Origin of the sequence: Pragia fontium (assembly GCF_900638655.1) — a bacterium.
Lineage (GTDB): Bacteria > Pseudomonadota > Gammaproteobacteria > Enterobacterales > Enterobacteriaceae > Pragia > Pragia fontium.
In genome coordinates, this window is record NZ_LR134531.1 from 2220646 (window position 1) to 2244341 (window position 23696).

Genomic DNA, 23696 nt, shown 5'->3' on the forward strand with positions numbered 1-23696 from the left:
AGGAATTGTTACTCTACAGATAACTGAACCGTATCTGTTTTTATTGATTAAAGGGTTTGTATGTCTAAATTTTTTTCGCGTATTTTTGCCGTTCTGATTATCGGCTCTCTGTTTGGTTGTAGTCAGGTGACGCAATATTCATTAAGCGAGCAGTCGATTAACCAATATTTAGCCAGCCATACTGAAAAAGCATCTCGCAGTTTTAACCTGAGTGGATTGGTCAATGCCAATTTATCGCTGAATAATCTTAATGTTACCATCGGTCGCAGTGTCCCGAATAAAGTTACCCTTTCCGGTAATGCGCTATTCGATGTTTCTTCTATTCTGGGTAATCAGGATGCCAATCTACAGTTAACCATTAATGCCCGCCCGGATTTTGATCCGGTTAAAGGCGCTATTTATCTGAAAGATTTAGAACTGGCCGATTACGACTTGAAAACTAATCAGGGTGCAGTGAAAAACGTCAAAACCTTTATCCCTTTGCTTAATAGCGCGTTACAGCTCTATTTCAACGATCAGCCAGTTTATGTGCTGAATCCAAGCAACAGCGCACTGGAAGCTACGGCACAAAAGTTAGCGAAAGGTATTGAAGTCAAAGAAGGTAAATTGGTGTTTGAGTTTATTAAATAGTTTTTTCTGAATAAATAAAAAGCGCCGGATTAAATCATCCGGCGCTTTTTTAATGGTATTGCTTCACTATCTCACTTATGCGCGGCTTTTTCTCGGCGCTTTTACCGAGCGCAAAATAACAAACTTCTTATTGGAAGCCAGCAATTCGCAGTTACCAAACAGGCGTTTTAGCTTCTGATGATATCCCAGATGGCGGTTGCCAATAATGCGTAATTCACCGCCAATCGCTAAGCAGCGTTTAGCGTCATTAAACATTTGCCAGGCAATATAGTCCGTTACTGAATGATGCTGATGGAACGGTGGATTGCACAATACTGCCTGCAATGAATTCCGTTCAATATTCGCCAGTGAATGGTCGGCTTCAAAGAAACAACGGGACAGTTCTTCTGGGCAGTTGCTCTCTACGTTCAAACGACTGGATTCTACCGCCATGTAGGATTCATCACGAAAGATAACCTCAGCCTCGGGGTTTTGTTGCAAGGCTTTCAGCCCCAGAACGCCGTTACCACAGCCTAAATCCACGATGGTGCCACTTAACCCTGACGGCAAATACTCTTGAAAGAAACGCGCGCCAATATCCAATGAAGTGCGGGAAAATACGTTCGGGTAGTTATGGATTTGGTAGTCGGTACCATCTAATGGCCAGGAAACCAATTCATTCATTGGTTCAACATCTGGACCGTTGAACTGACAAAAGATCAGACGGGATTTTTTCCAGGCCAAACTGGTATGAGTGGGGCCAAGAATTTTTTCAAACAGTTGCAGCGTTGAAGTATGAATATCGCGGGTTTTCGCCGCAGCAATAATCTGCGTATCGGCGCTGACCACTTCACGTAAGGCATACAGCTGATGTTCCAACAAAGCCAAGGCTTTAGGGACTTTAATCAGTACCACTGCCGGCTGCCCGGATAAAGCTGAAACACTGTCAACAAAAGTGACATCGTCACCTGAAATCCCGTTCTGTTGAAAATTACGTAAGGTCGCCAGTTGGCTAACATAAGAGTCACCGTAGCTAATCGGTTGATGCTTATGCAATGCGCAGGCTAGTGCGCCAAAGGTATCGTTAAGGATAAGTACTGGCCCCTGAGCCAACTTTTGCTTATCAACGGTATTAATTAAATACTCATCCGCAGCGTCCCAGGCTTGTAAACTGGTCACCGTATCAAATTCAGGATAGCGGGACAGCATTAAATGGGAAAATACTGAAGGTACTAATTCAACTTCATCACTCACTATGGTCATTCCTTTCTCACTCATGTTCTGTATCAGAGGAGACCTCTGCCAGCTCATCACGCATTGCCTGTAGAGCCTCGCGCGTGACCATAGATAAAGTGCGGTAGAATGCGCCAGTCGCGTGGGCTTCTACTTTTCCTAGGAAACTCCCACACCAAGGGAGTAAATAGTCGTCAAACAGGGCAATTTGCGCTAAGACTTCATCAGACTCCAGAGCATTATCCTCAATCCAAGAAGCGGCTAATAACAGCAGGCCAAAATGATCCGCTGGCGCCTCGGTGAGCGGCATACCACACTGGGTAAGAAATGCGCGAGTAGCACTCTCTCCCGCCCCTTCATAATCGCTACCGTAAGGAGAAACGCTGCCATCTGCACTAAACATTGCCTGATAGTCTGCCGCCAATACCTGACGATCCACATCCTGCCCCATACGCTGAAGCAAGTCGTCCTGTTCCAGCGGCCAGTGTTGCTTTAATTTACCTTCCGTCAATAAAGCAAACAGTGGATCCAATACCGTATCCTGCGGGGCGCGGTAAAACAGCGAGCCTAAAATACGGCAGACAATAGAAAACTCATTCATCAAATTAACCTGTTAACTTAGTTATAAACCGACTACACGCTCATCCTTCGGCGATTTTACCGTATAGGATAAGCTTAATTTACGTAATTCATTTGGCGCTAAATCCAGCAACCACTGCACTTCGCCCGTGTCTTTGTTATAGCTGGCACCGTCATACTGCACACTATCTACCGTTACAGACGCGTTACGGCTCATTGGTATTTGGTCTAATACCACGAGCTTAATCGGCTCCTTACGGGTATTCCTGACGTCCATAGTATAGGAATATTGTTGATTGACCGAATTACCGAAAAACTCGGCTTTGGCGGTGGTGAGTTTAGCATTTTCTCGATTAACCAGAATCTTCTTATCACGACCTAAAGAGAGATCCAGCGTATCTTTGATATGTCGGGTATCAATGTATCCCTGCCCAACATAGGAACCCTCAAAGAAAATATTGGATTTACCCGGCAGTAAGTTCAAATTTTCCCATGCTTTCAGCTGTACCTGCAAGAAAGCATCCTGTTCCAACTTAGGCACCACCACATAGCGATAATCCCCCTGAACATCGACCTGCTTAATCATTACCGAATGCCCTTTGCCATCGGCAGCGATATTATACGGTAAGGTGATGCTAAAACGGGTATTCACGCCACCGACATCAGTGACCACATAGTCAGATAGAGGCTTAGATACTTTCTTCCGCTGTTCAAGCCCAGCGACTTCAGCAAAATTACCATCCGCTCCGGCTCCCATTAATGCGCTAGAGGGAGCCGGAGCGGATACCTCCATAACATCGTTTTTCATTTTCGATACAGAAAGCAGCGGCTGTTTATTCAGATCAATATACCAAGGCATCAATCGAGGTGCCTGCGCCCCTTCACTTGGGTTACCTGTCGACAAGGTTAAATTGACTTTATCCCAGTTAATACCGCTATTTTGAAAAACGTTAGCTTTATAGCTTAGCTTCACCGGTTGGGTAATATTGTCGACCCGAACATCATAGGTGGGTACCCAGCCCGCATCACGAATCACGTAAGACAGTTTAATATCACTGGTGACCGCTTTTGGCGAATAGAACTTCACCACCACCTGATTCACCGCCTGACCGCTTTTCTGCTGCGCTTCAGCCAGCTGTTTATTTAGTTTCTCAATATTTTTATCAATTTCAGCTAGCTGTTCCCGTAAATCGATATCGGTCAGCAGCACTTCACTCATTTTATTATTCACCAGTTGCAGCATCTGGTTAACCTGCTCGACGGAAGCACCCTCTTTTTCACCACCAAGTGCACGGTTGCTTTCCAGTATCGCCAACTGAGCCTGAATCACTTCACGCTGAACGTTTAATTTGCTCTGTGCACGAACCTCAGATTCAATCTGTTTTTTGAGTGATTCAACTTCCGGCGATAAATTTTCACTCAGGTAGTCACGCCGTACGCCTGAAGACTGTACTACTACCCCGTTATCCGCTTCGATCATTAAACTTTGTTCATTTAACCCACTGGCGATATTGGTAAAAACGACTTCGCTCTCCCCCGCCGGCAGCGAAACTTTGCCGCTGTTAAACAGTTCTGCACCGCGGATAAACACGGTGACGTCATTCAGTCGAACCTTTTCCGTCAGCGAATCCGCATAGGCTAATGCAGGGCAAGCCAGAGCCAAAGAGGCAGACAATAGTGAAATGCTAAAACGGCGAGAGTAAAAAGCTGTCATCAATTTATCCTTGAACATCAATGGAATTAGTTAAGCGATTCGAGTTATCACTGTTCACTACAGTGAAGCAAACTCAGCAATCGGCGGCCGACCATGGGATTCCAGAAAATCGAGCACCCGACGTGGCGTAACGTTTAAAACTCGCTCTTGAGGAAAGCCAACCAACTCAAGCACTTCTATCGACTTTTCAAATCCACCCAGCGCATAGGCTACGTGTGAATCTGACCCCAACGCTACCCAACCGCCGGCATCGCGTACTGCTTTAGCCACTTCAATACAATTTTTCGCACTACCGGTGCGCGAATGAAGAAACGATGAGTTATTAATTTCCAGCGCTACATTGTGTTTAGCCGCAGCAGCAGCAACCGCAGCGATATCAATGGGGAATTTCGGGTTGCCCGGATGGCTAATCATCTGCACTTTTCCACTGGCAATGGTCGCAATCATCGCCTGGGTATTGCCCTCAAGCCCCTGAGACGGCATCACCGGCTCATGAAAACCGGCAATCACCAGGTCTAAACGCCGATCGATATCTGGATAGCAATCCGTTTCACCCTGTAGGTTTTTAATATTTGCTTCAATACCGTACAGAAGGCCAACACCATCCACCATACGCGGGATGACCGCCATATTCTGGAAATGCCAACGGTGCGGTGCATCAACCATATCCGGACCGTGATCGGTAATGGCGAACAGTTTAATTCCCTTCTCTTTTGCAATGGCAAAATAATCGCTGACGGTGCTATAAGCATGGGTACTGGCAACGGTATGGGCGTGTAAATCAACCGGGTACATAGCGGACTTCCTTTCTGTTTCTTAACGGTAAAATATTTCTAATCGGTTATCAGGCCGATATATTCGCCTCGGTCTGAACAGTAAAGCAGTATCGGGGCTTCCCCCTTCAATCAATAACCTCTGGCCACGTTTACCACGCCGCTTATCGCCTCACCGGCCTGAAATGCCTTCAATTGGCGGCAAATTTGCTCCATCGCCACCTGCGGTAAGGTTATGGCAGAAATGTGCGGCGTTACGGTTATCTCTGGTCGCTGCCAGAACACATGTTGCTTTGACAGCGGCTCCTGAAGAAACACATCCAGCGTTGCGGCCTTAAGTTGGCCAGAGTCCAACGCTTCCAGTAGATCTTCCTCCACCAGATGCTCTCCAAGAGCCACGTTAATCAGGTAAGCGCCCTGTTTCAATTGCGCGAACAGCGTCTTATTTAGTATACCTTGAGTATCGGGCGTACTGGGTAATAAATTCACAATAACTCGGGTTTGTTGTAGAAAATCGGCAAATTGTTGCTGGCTATAAGTCGCTATCCCGGCAATCTCTTTTTTGCTACGGCTCCAGCCTTTCACCGAGAAACCAAACGATGCCAGCCGCTGAGCGACTTTACTGCCGAGAACGCCTAATCCCATTATGCCAATCACAAAGTTTTCATAACTGTGGGGTTCAAGTGATTGCCAACGACGTTGTTCCTGTAGTGCTTGATACTCATCCATTCGAATAGCGTTATCGCTAATCTAACGGATTCAGTCCGCATACTTAAGCGGCATTTTGCTGATAGCTTAACCAAATAGATTAAGAACATGAATTTATGCTTGACCACACATCACCTTCTCCCTATAGTAGCGCCCGTTCCAGTGTAATCACGATTACGTTGAAACCAAAATTTGGTGAGGTGTCCGAGTGGCTGAAGGAGCACGCCTGGAAAGTGTGTATACGGCAACGTATCGAGGGTTCGAATCCCTCCCTCACCGCCATATTTTAAGAGAAAGCTCGAACTTCGGTTCGGGCTTTTTTGTTTTTTGGTATCTATATCTATATCGAGATTTTATTTTCAAATCATCGCATTAGGGTATTCCACTTAACAGAGATAAATGGTTTTAACCTAATTTCGACTTCGGTTTGTGTATCTGCTGTCAAAATTTCTGAATATAGATACTCACCATTTATTTCCTCTTTAATTTGAAAACTCTTGACGCCCTCACTAAGACGACTTGATATTTTACATTCGTTAAGCTCCAAGACAGCTTGAATCCACCCTTCTAAACAATGAAACGAAAAAATCAAATGAACACCATTGCTATCTGTAGCTTCATAAGCAAAGTGGTGATCGGCAACACTGGCAAATGTTGGTTCACTTTCAAAAAATGAAAGTAACTCAATATCATCTGGGCATGATTCAATGAATATCATTTTTTACCATCCTTAGAAATAGTTTCAATAAATCATTATTTTCTTGTAACGCCAAACTTTAGGCTGGAAGTTTATATTTAACTTTCGCTCATTCTTGTAAAATATTCATTTATCTTATCGTTATCAAATAGTCTATCAACCATAAAGTCAACAGTATCAGAAACGGCTATTCCATAGCGAAGTTCTTCTGGAAAGTCTTCAATCGAGGCATATACTGTTGGCATTAAATACCTAAAATAGTCTCCCATTTTAGTTTTCCCCTTATGGCCAATTGGGTAATCTTGCCCTGGGTTACTTCCCTCTATAGCTTGATATATATAGAATCCTTTATTTGCTGATAAATTAGTATCACTATAATGCCCGGATTCAATCAAATCGTTCTGAATGTATCTTTCTACTTCATCTCTAGATTTCACATAGTGGTATAAAGATGAAGAATACATATCTAGTTGTCCAAGCCCATTTTTCGGAGCCGGATTACCATACAACAACAAAATAGAGTCTTATCAGAGTCAATCGGCCAAAAGAAGCGACAAAACAACCGACTCGGCATAGAGTTAATTTTGACTCTGATTTCATCTCTATTTTTATCTGAAAACCTTCTGCGCAAGCTAACCAACTGAAATTTAATAGCAATCAGGTAAAATGCAATTTTGCGTGGTGTGTGGTAAATGAAGGGCAAAGAGTAGATATATTGACAACGCTTTATTGAGTGGGGGGGTAATATTAGGGACAACAGAATTTTTATATATCCCGGCCAGCTTAACTGATCGGGATATATATAGGTGAACTTAGTTACATAGAATTTAAAAAACCATTAGAATAAAATCCTTTCCAATTTACTAACCATTTAACTATCTATTCTAATCACTACCAGTATTAATGTTATTTTTAATACTATAAGAGGTTACTAATATTCTTAAAACATTCTCTTTATTTAATGCCATCAATTTTGGAGGGTAAAATAAATCCGCTTTCCCACCAAAAATAAGCAAAGGCTCCAGGGTATTGGTCTCATTAACTACGATGTATCCATATGGAAGTTCATTTATAGATAATTTAGTTTCCTCTCGTTCCTGATAAGTTTTATTAGCCCATCGAATAAATGCTTTAAATGGTTCAATATCTTTATTGAATTCAGTTATGGATATTTTTTTAAGTGGAAAAAAAGTAGAACCAGTTTCTCTACCAAACTGAAGCCATTGATTATTGTCTGCTACCCTGACATCTAACTTTCCCTGAGTGAAACTAATTCTAACATTATCATTAGAATCAAACATCGAACATTCCACATTACTTTCATATAATTCATAGTTACGAAAGGTTAAAACTTTATCAACTTTTTTAATTACGGTAAGACATCCGGCTAACTGAAATGTAAGTGCACAAACAATAATGAATTTACTTAATTTAATAAAATTTTTCACATGTATTCCATTTTTATATTATTTAAAGAATATTTTAATATTCGCATCCCTTTAAGTCCCAGTCCCATTTAGCTGGCTGATCATCTTTACCCTGCGTAATATCGGTAACTATTATATTATCGGTAATACCCACAGTAAATATCTCATAACTGTGACCAGATTGTGGTATAAAGGAATTAGTACTTGAGATTTCCCTCCCCCCTACATTCTTTTCATATGTTATCATAACTGGTTGATCTGCTTTAATTGTATACTCCATAACATCAGAGCGTTTTAATTGTGATGTAACAGGGGATGGGGGCATACCAACAATTTTTTTATTATATGTAGACTTTATACCTAATATATTTATACCTGCGGTTAATGAATTACGTTCAAGCCTCTGTATGCATGAACCTATTTTCTGATATCTAATTATACTTAAGGGTAAATAATAATTTTTCACCCTAATCATTGCCATATCATGACCAGTATAATCCTCAAGTGGATTTACATTTACTATACAACCGCTCAAAAAAAGAGACAATAATAGTAAGACTATTTTGAAATAGTAATATTTAAACATTAATAATTTCCTTTTAATAAAGATATAGAGCAACCTTACAATAAAACCACCACAGCCCCGCCATTACACCGTGGGTTACACACCCAATGGTGGTAGAGGTAACCCGAGTCCACAGCTTACCATTAAGGGTAAATGGCTGGAGCAGCTCGGTTTACCTCCGGCCAGTCGGTGACGATTACCAGCGAACATGGGCAGTTGGTGATAAGGGCTGCGTCTCCGTTTTAGGGTTAAAAAGCAAAATCCCGGCTTGAAAAGCCGGGATTTATACTAAGACTCTATTAAACCCTTTTTCGCTTCTCTCAACACATCAAAAAAATCGTTTAATGAAAATTTCATTTCAACTTGTTCGGATAATACTCTCAAGTCAGTAAAGAACTCAATTTCAATATTATCCCCCCCTTTATCTTTGTTCATTTGACACAGGATTTGATTTTTATATGAGATTTCTACCGTAAGCTCTTCATACTTAGAGTCACTAAAGAAATCTATTTCAAAGTCGCCATTCATTCTAATATTAAAACCTCTTAGGATCTAAGAAACCAGAAAAAGAACCATCAGCGTTATATCGAATACCTCTTCCATCAGGAAGACGATACTCAACACCACCTCTTGATAGATCTGTTTTTATAGTACCTTTGTTATTTAAAACCTCATTTACAAATCGACTAGCAGCTTCATTTTTCTGTGCTGGGTTTCCTTTCAGAGGTTCAAAAACACCCCCTGGACGACCTGCATGCTTTTCCCATGCTCTTGCTGCTGCGGACATCCCTTGATTATTAATTGGCTTTTCCGCTGCTTCTACTAAGTCATCTTTTTTGAATTGATCGAATTTATTAGACTCATTATTTCTTGCATTCTCCTCATCCTGAGGCCCCCAACCGCCAGGCGTACCTGAACCTGTCCCACCCAACTCAGCTTTTTCAGCACCCGTCAGATCCTTACCAACGTTTGGCTGTGCTGCTTTGTCATCGTCATCTTTCAGGGCATCCGATATCGCATCACCAAGGGCAGCACCGCCAGCAGCACCAACCATCCCGCCCATAACAGGTTTACTGAGATCAAGCGGGTTATTCAGGCAAGTGACCGTACTGCATAGCGCATTATTCTCCGCCGCATTCTTCCCAGCCGCCGCACCGGTTGCCGCACCAGCTGTACTATCAGTGATAATTCCTGTCGCAACACCCGATGCAATCGCCGTTATATTAACAATAAACTGACGTTCAGCTTCAGTAAGATCTTCAGGCTCCTTACCAAAACGTTCTTTTGCTATCGTCATCGCAATAAGTTCACCACTAGATCCCCCCAATGCTCCGGATAATGCATCATTTCCAGAGGTTTGAGCAACCACAGCACCAACGATAGCATGACCGATCACTTTCGCTATCAGATTTGCATTATTCGGATGCTCTTTATCTATTGGGAAATTCTGGTCTGCCAGATTCTTCACCGCTTGCGCTAAATACGGTGCCGAAGCTCCTGCGGCAGCCGCGCCAATATTACCACCGATAACCCCCTGTAGCGCCGCATTCGCCGACTGTATAGCCTGCTGCAAATCACTACCGGTACCGTACTTTTTCATCTCCGATTCATAAATTTAGCTATAAGCCACATTGTAAATCGCATCATTAAGCTGTTCGTTAGTCGGGTTGGTAATATCGTCTTTGGCTAGCTTTTCATGCACCTTTTCAACTGAAACAGGGTCATTCGCTATCTGTTGGGCTAAATCACTCGCACCTTCTTTAGCCTCTTTCTCCGCCTTAATCTTACCCACATTACTGGCAATATCCGTTACCTGCTGACCAATCTGCCCGGCAATATTGATCGCCTCCAACCGGTTTTGCTCTTTCTCACGGTCAAAAATCTTATCCAACGCATTGGCGGCATTATCGGTATCGCGGCTTATCGTCGCCACATCCTGTTGCTGCTTATCTTTATCACGGATAGTCATCTTGCCTTCCGATATCGCCGCATGAGTGGTGCTGGAATCTTTATCGCCGTAGGCCACCACAATCGGCATGCCCGGTACTCCCGGCACGCCCATCGGTGCACCACCACCGGAACCTACGCTAATCGATACGTGGCTAACGTCATATTCCGCTTTATTCTTGATATCGCTCCAGCCTAACGTGCCGGTATCCAGACTATTTTTATCCGCCGCCGCTTCCGAGGCCAGCACCGCGCCGTCCAACTGTGTATGGCCGCCAACGGTAATATCATAGCCGCCCTTGCCGGCAAAAATACCGGTCTGCTCCTGCACGCTGGACCAGGTGCTGTCCATTTTATCCATGCTCAGGCCGAGACTGGCATCAAAGCCAGAGCCATAGCTACCGCTGATATTTAAAGAAACGCTTTCATAGCTAAAATCATCGGTATCCTGCAACGATTTCAGGGTCAGGTCGCGCCCGACATCCATCGTGACCGAATCCCCTTTAGCCTGAGCACCAATCAGACTGGTATCCCGACCACTGGTGATTGACAGATTATTACCGGCGTTGAGTTGGCTTTCAGTCCAGTAAAGCCCATCGGCATTCATATTGCTCTGGGTGAAATTCGCATCAGCAAAAAGACGGATACCGTTCTTACCGCCGCCCCAACCAAAACTTATCCCGGCATTACCGCCATAACTCTTGCTTTCACTGTCGGTTTTCTGGGTATTGGCCGCCGCCATCACCGTCACATCCCGATTGGCATCTAAGGAGAGATCCTTACCGGCATTGATCGCGCTACCTTTAATAAAGATATCGCCGTCCACGCCTTTCTCTCCAGAGCCAGTGGCCGTTATCGATAAATTATTACCGGCGGCAATGGAAGAACCCTGCGCTGCACGGATCTCGGTATTGGTTTCAGATTTCGTGATCTGGGTTCCACCGGAGATGCTGATACCCACATAACCATCATTCTCCGGCGCATTCATCATCGTGGCCTGCATCGCCTGTACCGCAGACAGCGCTGCTTTGATCTCTTGTAATGCTTTAACCTGACTGTCTTGTGAATCCTGCGCTTTTTTCGCCTCGGTCACCGCGGCATTTAATGCACTGCCGGCCGCACCTGAAAGCACAACCGTTACCCCGGTTTGTTTCCGCTCGTAAATATCCTCAATACGGGTTTGATTCTCCACCGACTCAATCGAAACATTATTACCCACCATACTGATATCCTGTTGGGCAATCACATCCGAACCTTTCACCGACAGATCATTACCAGCAACCAGAGAAACATTACCCTGCGTACTGCCAACCGTACTGCCTAAATGGCTGGTACTCTGCACCTTCTGGGTCGATTTCTCATCAAGGGTGCCAACAGTAAAGCCGATACCGCCGCTGCTCATTAAGCCGGAGCGCGTCTGTTGAGTAAGGAATTTATCGTTAGTGGTTTCTTCCGCCGCGGTAATAGTTAGATTGTTACCGGCCTTCAGCGCAACATCATGAGTGCCGATAACCTGACTACCGTGGATCAGCATATCGTTACCGGCACTCATACTGACCGAGTCACCGCTCAGACTGCTGGCTTCGGCATTTTTATGGTCGAGGTTAATGATTCTGATATCGGTGACTTTAGTCCCCCCACCGCCGCTGGTACCCGTGGTTTTGCTTTTCTCGTCCAGCGTAACGGTAGACTCCCCGGCAAGGATATGAATATTGTTGCCAGCGCTAACCTGTAAATGACCGCCCGACTGCACATTCGCGGCTTTAGCGGTTACGTCATTACCCGCCACCAGCGCAACATCACCAGTAAATGCAGTAATAGAAAGCTTCTTTGGAATGTTAAAATCGAAGTGCCCGTATCTGGAGGAGCACAAAAATATCAGCGAGTTACGCTCTGCTATCAATGAATATATCAACTATTACAACTATGAAAGAATAAAACAGAAACTAAAAGGCCTGAGTCCGGTAGAATACCGAACACAGGTCCAGATATTCGCCTGATATAAACCGTCCAACTTTATGGAGTCAGTTCATGACTAGGTGGGAATTTAAGGAAAAAACATGAATAAACAATTGGATAAAACAAGTAAATTTTTAAGTTATATTTTGAGGCATCAACCGGAAGCTATTGGTATCACATTAGATGCTAATGGTTGGGCTCATATTGATATTTTAATTACACATTCTAATCAAAATGGCGAATTTCTTACCAGAGAACTAATTGAAGAGATTGTATCAACCAGTGATAAAAAACGTTTTACGATTTCAGATGACGGACTAAAAATTCGTGCAGCACAAGGGCATTCAACTAAACAGGTTGACGTTAATCATACAGAGCAGATACCGCCAGAGTTTTTATATCATGGAACTGCAACACGCTTTATAGATTCAATTAAGCAACAGGGATTAATTGCAGGAGAACGTCATTATGTTCATTTATCCGCTGATGAACAGACAGCAATTTCAGTAGGGAAACGACACGGAAAGCCCGTTGTGCTTAAAATAAAAGCCCTGTTAATGTACCAACAAGGCTTTAAGTTCTACTTAGCAGATAATGGCGTTTGGTTAACTCAATCAGTTCCCATTAGGTTTATTATTAAGCAGGACTAAGTTCATCTTCTGAATAACGCCGGGATGATTTTTTCCCATTGAAAGATAAATAATAAATTGGCTCATCATTTTTATGATGCCATCCTATATTTAATATGGTACCTATTTTACCTGTTGAAGATACAATTTCTACGCTATCTCCTACCATAAAACGAATATCTCTGACAGGTTTAAATAAACTTGGTTTAACCAAGAAAGAATAATCTCCATAGTTCAATCTAATAAACTCACCACATTGTTTCGAGCAATAGAAAACTTTCCCATGTAAAACTAACTTTCTTACATCTTCTAGATCGTTAGGATAAATTAAAGTAGGATCATCCTCATTGAACCAAGGATATAGACCCCAAGAATTTTTAAAATCCAAACTATTTATCATATGGCTTATACCCCTGAAAATCTTTACTAAAATATTTTTCTGGTAATTTTCCGAATGCATCTTTTGCAGCACTCAAAGCCTCCGCTCCTGGTTTGTAGTGACCTGAAGCATTATCTATAGAGTAAATTTTACCAGCTCTAATTTCGACAATTCCTGCCCCAAGAACTTGAGGATCTTTACCGCCAATTAAAGTAGGATGCGGCATTCTTTCTCCACTACGAGTTCCAATTATCACATTTCCCTTTTGGTCAACAACATACATAAATTGACCATTCATATTTTTACTACCAATGCGGCCAGTATCCGTTAATAATCCAGTAATATTTTGAGCTGTAGGATTATTTTTATATACACCATTAACCAAAACACCGGCTGTTTTATCTGCCGTCTGAGTTGTTGGATCTACTGACCATTTCTGAGTTGTTTGTGCTGTCGTCCCCTTCCCAACCCCAACATCCTTTCCAGGCTTTAATATAGCAGCCCCACCAACCGTATTAAGTGCAGCATTCAACGCCCACATTGAACGCTCACCATCGGTAGGCACTTTTCCATCTATCGGGTTAGGTCCTCCGGATGCGGAGTAAGCCTGACAAATTGTAGATGCTGCTCCTGGTAAACCACAACCCGCATTGAAGTAAGCCGCACCGAGCTCTTTGATAAACGCTTCGGATTCTTTATTTTGACTTAGCGCCTGCTGAGCCTGCGAATCTGTGGCAGATTCCAATACCCATTCTTTTCCACCGTTCGCCGACTCGCTTGTTACTACACAAAGGCCATTACCGGAATTAACGCATGGAACAACATCGCCCGGTTTATGTTCGAATTTCTCCGAGCCGGATAACTGGAAGTCTGGGCCGAGTTCACTCTCTTCAACTTTATCAATACTCTGTCCTTTTTGGCGCAGAATATCAATATCAGCTTTGAGTTTCTGACAGGCTCCAGAACCACTATCTCCCCCCTGACAAAGGGAAGCATATTTATTCTCTTTATCAGTCAGCGTTAACTTTTCAGTCGTGCTTAAGTGGTTATTCTCCACCGCATTCTTCCCTGCCGCAGCCCCGGTCGCTACCGATTCCATGCTATCCCCTGCCACACCACCAATCGCACCCGATACAATCGTCGATAACGCGGATATCGCCTTACGTTCTTCTTCCGTTAGGTCTTTCGGCTTTTTTTCATACAGCTTCTCAGTTAACAGTTGAGCAATTAATTCACCACTCACTGCACCAGCCGCCCCGGCAAGCGCATTATTTCCTGAGCCCTTGGCAACCGCAGCACCGACAATCGCATGGGCAATAGCATTGAGCACTTTATCTTTGGTTTCTGGCCCTTCCGTTAATTTCTTCACTTCATGAGCAAGATAAGGCGCCGAAGCCGCCGCAGCCGCATTCCCCACGCTACCCCCACCTATCGCGACGGTAAGTGCGGCACCCGCAGCCTGAATCGCTCTTTGAACATCACTACCGGTGCCATAATCCTTCATCGCACTTTCATAGGCTTTCGTATAAGCGGCATTATAGGCCACTTGATATGCCGCATCGTTCAGTTCTTTCTCAGTAGGATTATAATTTTTCTCTTTGGCTAAATTCTTACGCGCCTGAGCAATCACATCCGGGTTTTGTGATGAATTATTGGCCTCAACCTCTTTCTTGGCTTCTTTCTCCGCCTTAATCTTACCCACATTACTGGCAATATCCGTTACCTGCTGACCAATCTGCCCGGCAATATTGATCGCCTCCAGCCGGTTTTGCTCTTTCTCACGGTCAAAAATCTTATCCAACGTATTGGCGGCATTATCGGTATCGCGGCTTATCGTCGCCACATCCTGTTGCTGCTTATCTTTATCACGAATAGTAATCTTGCCTTCCGATATCGCCGCATGAGTGGTGCTGGAATCTTTATCACCGTAGGCCACCACAATCGGCATGCCCGGTACTCCCGGCACGCCCATTGGTGCACCACCACCGGAACCTACGCTAATCGACACGTGGCTAACGTCATATTCCGCTTTATTCTTGATATCGCTCCAGCCTAACGTGCCGGTATCCAGACTATTTTTATCCGCCGCCGCTTCCGAGGCCAGCACCGCGCCGTCCAACTGTGTATGGCCGCCAACGGTAATATCATAGCCGCCCTTGCCGGCAAAAATACCGGTCTGCTCCTGCACGCTGGACCAGGTGCTGTCCATTTTATCCATGCTCAGGCCGAGACTGGCATCAAAACCAGAGCCATAGCTACCGCTGATATTTAAAGAAACGCTTTCATAGCTAAAATCATCGGTATCCTGCAACGATTTCAGGGTCAGGTCGCGCCCGACATCCATCGTGACCGAATCCCCTTTAGCCTGAGCACCAATCAGACTGGTATCCCGACCACTGGTGATTGACAGATTATTACCGGCGTTGAGTTGGCTTTCAGTCCAGTAAAGCCCATCGGCATTCATATTGCTCTGGGTGAAATTCGCATCGGCAAAAAGACGGATACCGTTCTTACCGCCGCCCCAACCAAAACTTATCCCGGCATTACCGCCATAACTCTTGCTTTCACTGTCGGTTTTCTGGGTATTGGCCGCCGCCATCACCGTCACATCCCGATTGGCATCTAAGGAGAGATCCTTACCGGCATTGATCGCGCTACCTTTAATAAAGATATCGCCGTCCACGCCTTTCTCTCCAGAGCCAGTGGCCGTTATCGATAAATTATTACCGGCGGCAATGGAAGAACCCTGCGCAGCGCGGATCTCGGTATTGGTTTCAGATTTAGTGATCTGGGTTCCACCAGAGATGCTGATACCCACATAACCATCATTCTCCGGCGCATTCATCATCGTGGCCTGCATCGCCTGTACCGCAGACAGCGCTGCTTTGATCTCTTGTAATGCTTTAACCTGACTGTCTTGTGAATCCTGCGCTTTTTTCGCCTCGGTCACCGCAGCATTTAATGCACTGCCGGCCGCTCCTGAAAGCGCAACCGTTACCCCGGTTTGTTTCCGCTCGTAAATATCCTCAATACGGGTTTGATTCTCCACCGACTCAATCGAAACATTATTACCCACCATACTGATATCCTGTTGGGCAATCACATCCGAACCTTTCACCGACAGATCATTACCAGCAACCAGAGAAACATTACCCTGCGTACTGCCAACCGTACTGCCTAAATGGCTGGTACTCTGCACCTTCTGGGTCGACTTCTCATCAAGGGTGCCAACAGTAAAGCCGATACCGCCGCTGCTCATTAAGCCGGAGCGCGTCTGTTGAGTGAGGAATTTATCGTTAGTGGTTTCTTCCGCCGCGGTAATAGTTAGATTGTTACCGGCCTTCAGCGCAACATCATGAGTGCCGATAACCTGACTACCGTGGATCAGCATATCGTTACCGGCACTCATACTGACCGAGTCACCACTCAGACTGCTGGCTTCGGCATTTTTATGGTCGAGGTTAATGATTCTGATATCGGTGACTTTAGTCCCCCCACCGCCGCTGGTACCGGTAGTTTTGCTTTTCTCGTCCAGCGTAACGGTAGACTCCCCGGCAAGGGTATGAATATTGTTGCCAGCGCTAACCTGTAAATGACCGCCCGACTGCACATTAGCGGCTTTAGCGGTTACGTCATTACCCGCCACCAGCGCAACATCACCGGCAGAAGAAATCTGAGTCCCCACATCCTGAGTGTGGGTCAGCTTATAATAGTTATCGCTATCAAAATGACCAGTGCGGGTATTGGACACATTGACGGTATCCAGTTTGACATCGTTACCGGCAATCAGAGTCGTCTTGCTTTCCTTGCCATTATTAATCACCTGAGCGGCAGTCAGATTAATATCGTTCCCGGCCGTCATGGTCATCGTGCCGTTATCGTTATGCACCACCACGCCGCCCGCCCGATTAAGGTAGGTGCCATTATCATTGGTTCGGGTAGTGGTGGTGATATTGATATCCCGACCGGCTTTCAAGGACAGGCTATCACCAGCCTGAAGCAGACCACCGATGTTTTCCAGATGATTATTTGCCGCCAGCGCCACCTTAGCACCGCTGATGCTGCCTCCAAGGTTACGAATATTGTCCGCCAGCACGCTAAGCTTATCACCGGCAATGATCCGGCCGCTGTTAACCATATCGTTGGTTAATTCCAGACCGACCTGCTTACCTGCCAGTAATGCGCCATTACCGTCTAAATCCTGTGGTTTAATCCGCGCATAAACCTGAGGAACCAATACCGTCTGTTTACTGCCATCCGCTAGCGTCACCTCTTTACTGACCATCCAGACAATATCGCTGGTTAAGTTAGCCATTTGCTCTGACGTCAGGGCAACACCCAACGTTAAATTATATTTCTGCGCAAACTCAACGCCGTTATCCATCAGCGCTTTATACTGCTCTTCATCACTGGCATAGCTACCAAGATAACGCTGCCCGGTTAGATTAGTAATTTGTTCGGTGATCAAACGTTGTTCGTAATAGCCATCCCCCAAACGTTTATGCACATTGTTATGTTCCACCTTCAATATGGCGGTCATATAGTCTGAACCCAACCACTTTTTATAGTTGGTAAACTTCGGATCCGTTTCTACCAGAACGTGACTGTCCGGAGCCGGATTAATCACATACAAACCCGAGTTTGGCAGACTGATGCTCGGTAGCTGGCTAACAACTTTAATATCATCCACGGTAATAGTTTCAATACCGCTAATCGTTATATTGTTATTTGGTCCCTGTCCCTGTTCACGATCGGATAAAGACATACCACTGCCATTAGTCTGGGTATTTTGCTTTAGTTCTGACGGTCTCAGAGTAATGTCTTGTATCTGAGTTGGAGGAATATATTTAGATTTTGAGGTACGTTGTTTGTCTTTCTTCGGTTTTGATCGCTTCTTGCGATAGTATTTAGTTTGAATACCGTTATCTTCGATAAAACGCTGACCAAGAACTTCAACATTATCCAATTTGCTGGCGATAATACTTAACGTATTGCCAGCGACGATCTGGCTTTTATCATTCAGTACCGTATCAGCAATAATCGCAATGCTACCGCCAGCCAGAATTTTAGCCGGATCGGTTTTAGTAATCACCGTTTCAAAAATAGTGCGAACATAATCATATTTGTAGTAGGTATCCTTACCCCTTTGATTTTCCGGGGTGATAATATGGGGAACTTCATCTTTATAAAAAGAGACCTGATCCGGGCGATAGTAGTTTTGACCGCCTTCGACCCGATATTCAAGAAAACTCTCTTTAGAAATCTGTTGAACTTCCGTTTCGAAGTTATCGTTAATATTATTTAACTGATTAACGGTAAGCTGTAGATTGCTTTGGGCTTCAATAGTGGCACTGTGATTATTCAGTACCCCAGCTTGCCCTACCGCATGACCATCCTGATTCAGTGAGCCACCAATCACCATATCGCCGCCGCTATAGATCAGTGAGTGGCTATAGTTGTTAATTATCCCAGCACCGATATCCATCCGCTCACGCGCCGCCAGCGTCGCAGCGGTATTGCCTTCCAACAAATTGTTAAGGGTACGGGCGTCAATCGCCAACCAGTTGCCGTAAATACGACCGGTGCCCAAATTATTCAGCGTGCTGGTATCAATTCGGGTATGACTGCCATCGATTAAACCTCGGTTAGTTAGGGTATCTCCAATATTCAGGCGCGTTGACTGAGCGCTGATTTCTGCCCCTTCACTGTTGTTCAGATTCAGCGCACTCAGTACCATCTGACCACCATATAGCTGGCCATGCTGGTTGCTCCAGTTATTGGCCGTATGGGCGTTAAAGGCTTTAACCGCGGATATTAATGCGTTATCGGTGTTGATATCCCCTTGATTAGCTTCAAGACTTATATTCGTCGCGCTAACGCTACTTTCCGTCAGGTTAATCCCTTGTGCTGTCACACTAAAATCACCAGCAGCAATAGCCTGCCCCTGTATATCCGCCTGCTGGGCGAGTGCAATGCTAAGATTTCCGCTAGCGGCCAGCTTACCGTCAGACTGAATACCGGCAGCAATCAGGGCATTTGCCATGTTGTTTAGCTTATTGGCCGTCACGCTAAGATCGCTTTGTACGGCAATACTGCCGCTGTTGGCCAAAGCAGCAATCGCCGACAGCGTCGCGGTTCCGGCACTGTATATTTGTGAGGTATTCTGAATTTGCCCAGCGCTGTCTATCGTCAGGTTGCCAGACGAATAGATATTGGCATGGTTAACAATGTCGCTCTGCGATTGCAGGTCAAGATGGCTATCGCTGCGAATAATGTTGTGATTAACGATAGTCCCATCGGTAATCAAGGTGGCGGCACCTTTAGCGTATAGCGTATTTTGATTCAGCAAGTTACCTAAAGCCGTTAAATTCAAACCATGGTCTGAACCTAAAGTCCCGCTATTAGTGATATCACCATAGCTTAATAGTTGCGTGTCACCGGTACCGTAAAGTATGCCACTATTGTTCACTCCGTAGGCCGTCAGGGTTAAAGCATCGCCGCTACCGAAGGAACCGCTGTTATTGAACAAACCACCGTGGGTAAATGTACCTTGTCCGGTGGCGTAAATAGCCCCTAGATTAGTTAATGCCCCTTGGCTACTGACGGATAAATGCTGGCCGCTGCTGATTTTACCATTTTGGCTATTGGTAAGATGACTTGCTGAACGCAGAGTCAAATCGCTGTCACTGTATAGCTTGCCGCTGTTATCAATGGCTGCTGCATTAATATCCAGATATTTCGTGGCGTAAATTGCCCCTTGATTGGTTAGTGCCCCTTGGCTACTGACGGATAAATGCTGGCCACTGCTAATTTTACCATTTTGGCTATTGGTAAGATGACTTACTGAATCCAGAGTCAAATCGCTTTTACTGTATAGCTCGCCGCTGTTATCAATGGCTGCCGCGCTGATATTAAGAGACTCCGTAGCACCAATGGTTCCCCGGTTATTAAGCGCTTGTCGACTGGAAACTCGGCCTTTACCTGAAGCATAGGCGCTTCCCTGGTTATCGATCTGACTGTCCGTAGCGATCGACAAATCCCGGCCACTGCCTATTTTTCCGCTAGCGCTATTGGTTACCGCGCCTTTAGCAGTGACCTTAACGTTATTCTTACCGTATAGCGTGCCGCTATTATTCAATGCCTGATTCGTGCTCAGTTCCAGATCCGCCGCGCTGCTTACGGCACCGATATTTTCAATACGCCCATCGGCGGTAATCACTACCGAACCTGCCTGCGTACCGATATTGCCGGCATTACGCACGCCAACGCCATTCTCGGTTCCTACCATCCGAATACTATTGGCATACATTCCGCCAAGCGCCGCCACATCAACAGAAAACTCAGGGCTGTCGGTACCGTTACCGGCCAGTTTTTCCACCGTTAAGGTGTCCCGACTGACCTTATTTTTACCGGTAACCACGTTAAGCTCATTAGCCCAAATACCGGCATTCACTTCCACCGAGTGAGCAATGATATCGGTATAGTCCTGACGGGAGCTATCCAGCCCCTGTCCCTGAATGGAAACTTTCCCTTGCTTAACGGTGTAACCTTCCAATTGGCCATTCACCATATTGGCCGTTCCGGTGGTCAAGGTGGCACGGTTAGCGTTAATAAATCCACAGCCATTACAGGTAATGCCAGAAGGGTTAGCGATCACCACCTGCGCTTTTTGCCCGGCGACTTCCACATAACCGTTTAACTGACTGGGGTTACGTGAATTCACTTCATTCAAAATAATCTTAGCGCCACCCTGCGTTACCCAGGGGTTACCGGCAACATACCCGCCAATCTGGGTTTGCGTCGGGTTAGCCGAGTTATTTAAAATCACCCCGCGTTTATCAACATCAAATTGGCTATAGGTGTTACGCGACACGCCGCCAGCGCTTGGCGCTTGAATATTGACCTGAGGTGTACCGTTGCTACTCCCCAGAATTGTCGGCCGTTGATTCGCCGGTGCATTGGCATCAGCGACAATATTGGCATAGGTGGGAAAAGTCACCGTGAGTAACCCCAGCGCCATACCGGTAAACAGAGAAATCGGCTTGATTGTCGCAATAAGCTGGCTGAGGGTGTGCCCTGTACCAGAAGAAGCCTGACCTGAAGTATGAGAGCCGGCAATCTCTGGGACCACCATTAGCATGCCGCGCGCTTTATTAAAAATAATGCGGTATAAATTCTTATTCATAAAATTCCTTTTTAAACTGCGTTTTTATTCTTTTTTTAATTAACTTAATGTCTGCAAATTCGAGGCGTTATCCGATAACCGAATGTTCCTGATACCAGCGTTCTCTTTCCTCACGCTGAGTATTTTTCCCATGCCAGCTTTTAACCTGACCACAGGCATGTCGGTGATAAAGCATGCGACCAAAGTGTTCAGGAAACACAATATCGGTGACAACTTTTTTCATGCGTAGTGAATGACCAAACGGCGCAATCCAATCCTGTATCCACAGGCGATCGCCACTGGTCCAGTCATCGGCTTTAAACATCACCGCCGGTTCGGTCAGATAGCACTGTTCCATCTCTTAGTACTGCCAGTTCAGGTTGAACCCTAACGTGACGGGATTGGTTTGGAAGCCATCCGGTTTCGAGGTTGGAATACCGGCGAACAGGTCATAACTGGTGTTGTAGGCGTAACCTTTAACGCCCAACACGCTACCGGCTAAATGCTTGCCCAGTAAATATTCACTGCCCCGACCGCCGACTTCACCGTAATCCATACCGATATACAGTTCCTGATTCGGTAACGGCGTTTGCCAGGCCAGTTCATTACGGGTATACCAGCCTCGATCGGCGGACAGGCTTAATTCGCCGTCAAAACCTCTAACGGTATAGCGACCACCGATAGAAAAACGATCCTGTGAGGTGAGTGGCGTAGTTGAATCCACTAATTGACGTTGATATTGGGTACGAAAGCTAAAACGCTGCTCAAATAGATTAAAAGGAATATCCAAATTCGCAGACAGTTGAGTCACCTTACTGAGTGCTGTGGCCTGCGCCGTATACTCTTCCGGTGCAGGTTGTGCACCAAACCAGCGCGTCCCCTGCTGATAAGTTATGCCCGCATCCAAAGTTGCCGAAGCGATATAGTGACGATGCTGTAACCCGGTGCGCCAGGCAGAGGTATTTCTACGCTGAACGCCAATCTCGGTATCGTTGATATAGTTACGCGATTCTTTGACTAACACATCGTAAGTCAGCGTGGTTTTTTGCGAGGCATTCCGATGCAGTAAACGGCTCAGGCCAAAGGTCAGATTATTGCTTTTACCGCTGTATTCGTACTTCTCAATTAATCCGGCAACCGTCTGGTGATAGTTATACGCACTAGAGGTTACATTAAATCCCCAGTAGCCATAGGGAACGGAGTAATGTGCAGTATAGTTTTTAGTCCCGCGTTCCCCGCGCCATTGCAAATCATGACCACCGGAAAGATAGAAACTGTCATTCAGAGAGAATGGATTATCCACATATAGCGTCAGCCCCCCCTGATAGCGGCCGGTGCTAACGGTGCCCGAGTCATCCAGCGATGCGCCCAAACGCCAATGGCGGCTTTGCTGCCAGCTTACTAAGAGTTCTGTTTCGCCCGGCTCATTACCGGGTAGCATATTAATATCGGCTTGAGCTGTAGGATTGCGTCTTACATTTTCTATTCCCTGTTCAATATCCCTCAGGTTCAATAAATCGCCCTGAGATACTGGCAGAGTATTCAATGACTGAATGTAACTATCACTTTCCGGGGTAAACGTTATCCGGCTTACTCTCCCCTCCAGGATTTGCAGTTGTAAGTCACCGCTATTTAAATCCTGCGGCGGCGCCAATACCCGAGAAGTAATGTAACCGTAGTCAATTAATCGATTTTGAATCGCGCTCATCAGCAGGTTAATGCCTTCACCGCCTAAGCATTGTCCTTTGGCCTGATCGGCAACGCGCTGAAGTAATAACCAGTTAGATAAATAGTGACTGCCGTTTAAACTCACCTGATGGATCGGAAAACAGGGCGTTTCCTGAGGAAACTGCTTAATCGCCGCGCTGCCCACCGGTAACTTAATACGAACATCAGGCTGTTCTGGCGATAGCTGAGCTTCTAACGCTTTCTGGCGTTCCTGTTGATTAATGATTTGCCGATCATTAAGTTGATTCAATTCAGAAGCAGCATAAGTTTGGAAAGACATCATCAATAATGATGATGAGAATAATAAGAACGGGAAAGACTTCCCGTAATAAGCAGGAAAATAATTGGTTTTAATTTGCATACCCTATCCATGGTATTAACCCAATTGGGTTAATTTTTATTTATTATTGTTAGTCATTAAGAAAATCTTGCCGATCATAGAGAAAATAACCCTCAATTAAACCTGTCATAATTACTAGTTTTTCATATAAAATTACTATTGCTAATTTATTCATTATCAGAGGAAAAATCCCTAAAAGAGTCTATAAACCCCACAATAAATAATTTAATTAATTGATTTTAAAT

Annotated in this window: 19 protein-coding genes, 1 tRNA gene and 1 pseudogene; 5 read left to right on the top strand and 16 right to left on the bottom strand. The window is 45.1% G+C overall.

Annotated elements, in window-relative coordinates:
- The first annotated feature begins 60 nt into the window (after positions 1–60).
- Positions 61–630 carry a lipoprotein gene (locus EL341_RS09630; protein ID WP_047781187.1) on the top strand — a complete coding sequence of 190 codons (570 nt, stop codon included), beginning with the start codon at positions 61–63 and terminating at the stop codon, positions 628–630.
- A 75-nt stretch (positions 631–705) separates the two neighbouring features.
- Here EL341_RS09630 and rlmG read toward each other — a convergent pair whose 3' ends face one another.
- The 5 genes from rlmG to EL341_RS09655 all read right to left on the bottom strand — a co-directional run bounded on the left by rlmG (position 706) and on the right by EL341_RS09655 (position 5637).
- A complete protein-coding gene (gene rlmG, locus EL341_RS09635; RefSeq protein ID WP_232036613.1) occupies positions 706–1818 on the bottom strand; it encodes a 23S rRNA (guanine(1835)-N(2))-methyltransferase RlmG in 1113 nt (370 codons plus the stop codon).
- A gap of 61 nt (positions 1819–1879) precedes the next feature.
- A complete protein-coding gene (locus tag EL341_RS09640; RefSeq protein ID WP_074822223.1) occupies positions 1880–2443 on the bottom strand; it encodes a TorD/DmsD family molecular chaperone in 564 nt (187 codons plus the stop codon).
- Positions 2444–2464: 21 nt separating this feature from the next.
- Complete coding sequence (locus tag EL341_RS09645; RefSeq protein ID WP_074822219.1) at positions 2465–4135, bottom strand: DUF4139 domain-containing protein; 1671 nt, start codon at positions 4133–4135, stop codon at positions 2465–2467.
- Between the two features lie 57 nt (positions 4136–4192).
- Complete coding sequence (locus EL341_RS09650; RefSeq protein ID WP_074822214.1) at positions 4193–4930, bottom strand: phosphatase; 738 nt, start codon at positions 4928–4930, stop codon at positions 4193–4195.
- 110 nt (positions 4931–5040) lie between these two features.
- On the bottom strand, positions 5041–5637 hold the full coding sequence (locus tag EL341_RS09655; RefSeq protein ID WP_074822209.1) for an NAD(P)-dependent oxidoreductase: 597 nt from the start codon (positions 5635–5637) through the stop codon (positions 5041–5043).
- A gap of 173 nt (positions 5638–5810) precedes the next feature.
- Between EL341_RS09655 and EL341_RS09660 the strand changes: the two genes are divergently transcribed.
- A tRNA-Ser gene (locus tag EL341_RS09660) sits at positions 5811–5898 on the top strand.
- An 82-nt stretch (positions 5899–5980) separates the two neighbouring features.
- On the opposite strand, the gene EL341_RS09665 is transcribed toward EL341_RS09660, so the two are convergent.
- From EL341_RS09665 to EL341_RS09680, 4 genes are all read right to left on the bottom strand, one after another.
- Positions 5981–6334, bottom strand: coding sequence for a hypothetical protein (locus EL341_RS09665; protein WP_083399659.1), 354 nt, complete (start codon positions 6332–6334; stop codon positions 5981–5983).
- Positions 6335–6411: 77 nt separating this feature from the next.
- The gene (locus EL341_RS09670; RefSeq protein ID WP_074822206.1) at positions 6412–6777 is read right to left on the bottom strand and encodes a hypothetical protein; all 366 of its coding nucleotides are present in this window, start codon (positions 6775–6777) and stop codon (positions 6412–6414) included.
- A 420-nt stretch (positions 6778–7197) separates the two neighbouring features.
- The gene (locus EL341_RS09675; RefSeq protein ID WP_126467659.1) at positions 7198–7761 is read right to left on the bottom strand and encodes a hypothetical protein; all 564 of its coding nucleotides are present in this window, start codon (positions 7759–7761) and stop codon (positions 7198–7200) included.
- Positions 7762–7795: 34 nt separating this feature from the next.
- On the bottom strand, positions 7796–8326 hold the full coding sequence (locus tag EL341_RS09680) for a hypothetical protein (protein ID WP_074822200.1): 531 nt from the start codon (positions 8324–8326) through the stop codon (positions 7796–7798).
- Between the two features lie 70 nt (positions 8327–8396).
- On the opposite strand from EL341_RS09680, the gene EL341_RS17845 reads away from it, so the two are divergent.
- On the top strand, positions 8397–8498 hold the full coding sequence (locus EL341_RS17845) for a SymE family type I addiction module toxin (RefSeq protein ID WP_456300120.1): 102 nt from the start codon (positions 8397–8399) through the stop codon (positions 8496–8498).
- Between the two features lie 95 nt (positions 8499–8593).
- Here the strand turns inward: EL341_RS17845 and EL341_RS09690 are convergent, their stop codons facing one another.
- Genes EL341_RS09690 through EL341_RS09700 form a run of 3 tightly spaced genes read right to left on the bottom strand, consistent with a single transcriptional unit; the run spans position 8594 to position 12041 of the window.
- The gene (locus EL341_RS09690; protein ID WP_074822197.1) at positions 8594–8833 is read right to left on the bottom strand and encodes a hypothetical protein; all 240 of its coding nucleotides are present in this window, start codon (positions 8831–8833) and stop codon (positions 8594–8596) included.
- Between the two features lie 7 nt (positions 8834–8840).
- On the bottom strand, positions 8841–9905 hold the full coding sequence (locus EL341_RS09695; RefSeq protein ID WP_126467661.1) for a VENN motif pre-toxin domain-containing protein: 1065 nt from the start codon (positions 9903–9905) through the stop codon (positions 8841–8843).
- A 15-nt stretch (positions 9906–9920) separates the two neighbouring features.
- Positions 9921–12041, bottom strand: a complete 2121-nt coding sequence (locus tag EL341_RS09700) for a hemagglutinin repeat-containing protein (RefSeq protein WP_331852642.1) — start codon at positions 12039–12041, stop codon at positions 9921–9923.
- Positions 12042–12060: 19 nt separating this feature from the next.
- On the opposite strand from EL341_RS09700, the pseudogene EL341_RS09705 reads away from it, so the two are divergent.
- Positions 12061–12252, top strand: a pseudogene (locus EL341_RS09705) (IS3 family transposase); the annotation flags it as partial.
- Positions 12253–12312: 60 nt separating this feature from the next.
- Positions 12313–12861 (top strand): RNA 2'-phosphotransferase, encoded by a 549-nt coding sequence (locus EL341_RS09710; protein ID WP_126467665.1) that lies wholly within the window; start codon positions 12313–12315, stop codon positions 12859–12861.
- Here the strand turns inward: EL341_RS09710 and EL341_RS09715 are convergent.
- The 4 genes from EL341_RS09715 to EL341_RS09730 all read right to left on the bottom strand — a co-directional run bounded on the left by EL341_RS09715 (position 12848) and on the right by EL341_RS09730 (position 23472).
- Positions 12848–13240: a DUF6960 family protein gene (locus EL341_RS09715; RefSeq protein WP_126467667.1), complete on the bottom strand. Its 393-nt coding sequence runs from the start codon at positions 13238–13240 to the stop codon at positions 12848–12850. The genes EL341_RS09710 and EL341_RS09715 overlap by 14 nt on opposite strands.
- Positions 13230–21404, bottom strand: coding sequence for a hemagglutinin repeat-containing protein (locus EL341_RS09720; RefSeq protein WP_126467668.1), 8175 nt, complete (start codon positions 21402–21404; stop codon positions 13230–13232). The genes EL341_RS09715 and EL341_RS09720 overlap by 11 nt, the downstream gene beginning before the upstream one ends.
- Positions 21405–21471: 67 nt before the next feature.
- Positions 21472–21741, bottom strand: a complete 270-nt coding sequence (locus EL341_RS09725) for a toxin-activating lysine-acyltransferase (protein ID WP_126467670.1) — start codon at positions 21739–21741, stop codon at positions 21472–21474.
- Between the two features lie 3 nt (positions 21742–21744).
- Complete coding sequence (locus tag EL341_RS09730) at positions 21745–23472, bottom strand: ShlB/FhaC/HecB family hemolysin secretion/activation protein (protein WP_164720452.1); 1728 nt, start codon at positions 23470–23472, stop codon at positions 21745–21747.
- Between the last annotated feature and the right edge of the window lie 224 nt (positions 23473–23696).

Excerpts from the sequence above, each read along its gene's own strand:
- EL341_RS09630 (WP_047781187.1), top strand. The coding sequence starts at position 61 with ATGTCTAAATTTTTTTCGCGTATTTTTGCCGTTCTGATTATCGGCTCT.
- rlmG (WP_232036613.1), bottom strand. The coding sequence starts at position 1,818 with ATGCTGTCCCGCTATCCTGAATTTGATACGGTGACCAGTTTACAAGCC.
- EL341_RS09640 (WP_074822223.1), bottom strand. The coding sequence starts at position 2,443 with ATGAATGAGTTTTCTATTGTCTGCCGTATTTTAGGCTCGCTGTTTTAC.
- EL341_RS09645 (WP_074822219.1), bottom strand. The coding sequence starts at position 4,135 with ATGACAGCTTTTTACTCTCGCCGTTTTAGCATTTCACTATTGTCTGCC.
- EL341_RS09650 (WP_074822214.1), bottom strand. The coding sequence starts at position 4,930 with ATGTACCCGGTTGATTTACACGCCCATACCGTTGCCAGTACCCATGCT.
- EL341_RS09655 (WP_074822209.1), bottom strand. The coding sequence starts at position 5,637 with ATGGATGAGTATCAAGCACTACAGGAACAACGTCGTTGGCAATCACTT.
- EL341_RS09665 (WP_083399659.1), bottom strand. The coding sequence starts at position 6,334 with ATGATATTCATTGAATCATGCCCAGATGATATTGAGTTACTTTCATTT.
- EL341_RS09670 (WP_074822206.1), bottom strand. The coding sequence starts at position 6,777 with ATGTATTCTTCATCTTTATACCACTATGTGAAATCTAGAGATGAAGTA.
- EL341_RS09680 (WP_074822200.1), bottom strand. The coding sequence starts at position 8,326 with ATGTTTAAATATTACTATTTCAAAATAGTCTTACTATTATTGTCTCTT.
- EL341_RS09690 (WP_074822197.1), bottom strand. The coding sequence starts at position 8,833 with ATGAATGGCGACTTTGAAATAGATTTCTTTAGTGACTCTAAGTATGAA.
- EL341_RS09695 (WP_126467661.1), bottom strand. The coding sequence starts at position 9,905 with ATGAAAAAGTACGGTACCGGTAGTGATTTGCAGCAGGCTATACAGTCG.
- EL341_RS09710 (WP_126467665.1), top strand. The coding sequence starts at position 12,313 with ATGAATAAACAATTGGATAAAACAAGTAAATTTTTAAGTTATATTTTG.
- EL341_RS09715 (WP_126467667.1), bottom strand. The coding sequence starts at position 13,240 with ATGATAAATAGTTTGGATTTTAAAAATTCTTGGGGTCTATATCCTTGG.
- EL341_RS09720 (WP_126467668.1), bottom strand. The coding sequence starts at position 21,404 with ATGAATAAGAATTTATACCGCATTATTTTTAATAAAGCGCGCGGCATG.
- EL341_RS09725 (WP_126467670.1), bottom strand. The coding sequence starts at position 21,741 with ATGGAACAGTGCTATCTGACCGAACCGGCGGTGATGTTTAAAGCCGAT.
- EL341_RS09730 (WP_164720452.1), bottom strand. The coding sequence starts at position 23,472 with ATGCAAATTAAAACCAATTATTTTCCTGCTTATTACGGGAAGTCTTTC.